General features: G+C 55.1%; 3 protein-coding genes and 1 pseudogene. 3 read left to right on the top strand and 1 reads right to left on the bottom strand.

What is annotated here, in order from left to right; translation table 11 throughout:
• From ACR3FF_RS26780 to ACR3FF_RS26770, 3 genes and pseudogenes are all read left to right on the top strand, one after another.
• Positions 1-177, top strand: a pseudogene (locus ACR3FF_RS26780) (IS5/IS1182 family transposase); the annotation flags it as partial.
• A gap of 370 nt (positions 178-547) precedes the next feature.
• A complete protein-coding gene (locus ACR3FF_RS26775) occupies positions 548-1,399 on the top strand; it encodes a DUF7344 domain-containing protein (protein WP_458191112.1) in 852 nt (283 codons plus the stop codon).
• Between the two features lie 2 nt (positions 1,400-1,401).
• Entirely contained in the window at positions 1,402-1,701 is a 300-nt protein-coding gene (locus tag ACR3FF_RS26770) for a HalOD1 output domain-containing protein (RefSeq protein WP_458191111.1), read from the top strand.
• Positions 1,702-1,828: 127 nt separating this feature from the next.
• Here ACR3FF_RS26770 and ACR3FF_RS26765 read toward each other — a convergent pair whose 3' ends face one another.
• Entirely contained in the window at positions 1,829-2,011 is a 183-nt protein-coding gene (locus tag ACR3FF_RS26765) for a hypothetical protein (protein ID WP_458191110.1), read from the bottom strand.
• Positions 2,012-2,296: the final 285 nt, after the last annotated feature.

The following is a 2,296-nucleotide window of genomic DNA, read 5'->3' as shown; positions in this document are numbered from 1 at the left end:
AGTGGGGTTGAACGAACCAATGAATCAGTCAAGGACTGCGGCCTCGGGCGAACGCACGCCCGAGGCCGCGTTCATGCACGAGCGCAGGTGTTCCTCGCGCTGTGCCTTCGTCTCGTCATGGCAATCACCAACTACGAACGCGGAGACAATCCGGGAAGCACAATCATCACGGTGTGACAAGAGTTCTATGACACCCTCTGAGGTACTCACGGCCGAACAGGTGTCAAACGAACGCTTTGGGAAGCGTTACTGAAGCTATAGTGCGGCACGCCGACATCCCTGTTCTCACTGTGCACAGGGATCCAGACAAATGACATCACCTCACACGTAAAGAGTGAGGTTTTAGCGCCTGCAATCTCCCTAATATCTCCGATGGTGTCGTTGACGGCGGCCATGTGTTTGCAGAAGGCATTGCGGTGGACGTGGTGCGGACACGTGCAGGCCATCAGTTCGTCGGTCACGTCGTCGAGTGTTCCGTCGCCAGTTTTACTACAGTCTGTCACAGGCCAGACGACTTATCGGTGTTGAGCTATTGCGTTGGAATAATATGACTAGCAATGTGCGTCGAAATAGGACGGCTATTCTATCCGATCCCCACTATCGGGAGATACTGGCTGTGCTTGAAGATGCCAAAAGGCCGCTCCACGTGACCGAGCTGGCCGAACAGCTAGTCAAACGAGACGAGACGATGATCAGCGCTGACGAGTACGAGCGTCAGCTCAAACAGGAACGGCTCTCGTTGCATCATAACTCTCTCCCAAGACTTGCAGAATACGGGGTAATTGACTACGATTTAGAGGAGAACATCGTTTCGCCTCGTGCCGATGTAGTACCAGAGATCGACTGGCTCGACGAGGATGTTTTTGACCAGTTGCTGGCGAAGTTTCCAACCGATTCCCAATCTACCGAGAACTCGATCGGGGTCCTCGAAGGCCATCAGGCAGCGATCGAGTACGGCAAACAACTTGCCGACGAGGCGGACGAGGAACTGTTCTGCATGTACGTCAGCACTGATTTGCTCGAAGAGGAGTGTCTTAGCCACGCGGAAGACGCTATCAGCCGAGGTGTAGAGCTGTATCTGGGGTCACAGAATCCCGAGGTCTGCGATCTCTGTCGCAAACGTCTGCCCGAAGTCACGCTTTGGGAACCCCAACGTGCATGGTTGAGAGCGCCATCGGGGTACCCGAGGGTCGGTCGCCTGGTTTTCGTCGACCGCCGAAAGGTCATGCTCGCTATTCTGGATGAGCCAAACTCCGATGGCAGTTACCCAGAGGAGCGGGCAATAGTTGGAGACGGCGAAGACAACCCGCTGGTCGTCCTCGTTCGGGAATTACTTGGACCACGACTCGATCACCTCGACTACCAGAGTCCCGATTTCCAAAGTGAGATCCATTCGTAACAATGACAAATTATTCATCAGACGATAACGAGACTGCCAGCCAAGCCACCGAACTCACTTATGAAATCGGGGAGGGAGAAACGCCGAGTGAAGCCGTCGTTCGGGCAACTGCTGCCCTTACGAACACGCCAGTGATCGACCTCGATCCACTCTACTCTGTGATGGATCCTGTTCACCTTGACGGCCTTTTCAGTGAATCGAGTAGACGAACCGACCACAAGGAGAATTCGGTGACGTTCAGCTTTAACGGGTGCTGCATTTCCGTCGCTGGAGATACTGTTGTCGTTCGAAGAAGCGAGTAGATTACTGATTGAATTGCTCCCAGCCGTGTTGCTCGAAGGCGTCCCACGCGATCGAGATCGTTATCTCGCCGTTCGCAGGGTCGTACTTAGTGACGCCTGCCTGCCGTTTCGCGTGGTGGGACACGTCTCACTCAATCGCTTCAACCGGTAGGTCCGGGAAATGCTCAACCGCGACGTCCGCCGCATGTACTTGCGCTCGGTCAAGCAGGTCGCGGTCAGTCGTCGGTGTGTTGTCGCGTTTGGTCGTATCCGCGCACTCGGTCAGCGTTCGCTGGGCGGCCACATCGGACAGCGTCGTTTGGAGTGACATAAACTGGAAAAAGTGAGAGGGTTAGCAGCAGTCGGAGAGTGCGCCCTTCCGAATGGCTTCCGCGCCACACAGCTCTTTGGGGCTCTTGGAATCGTGTTTCTCGGTGCAATTGCTCTTTCAGTGATGTTCTGAGTCAGCTGGCGGACCCGAGTAGTTACTCATCACTCTCGCTAGTTGTCCACTCTCTCGATAACGGCGGCAGCAAAAGCTCGGTCTCACACCGGAAGGACACCGAAAGCGAGACGAAGAACCCTACGAACGCTGCGGAGAGTCGAGAAGGTATCG

The sequence above is a fragment of the Haladaptatus ordinarius genome, assembly GCF_054177595.1.
This window is presented reverse-complemented; position numbering and strand designations above follow the sequence as displayed.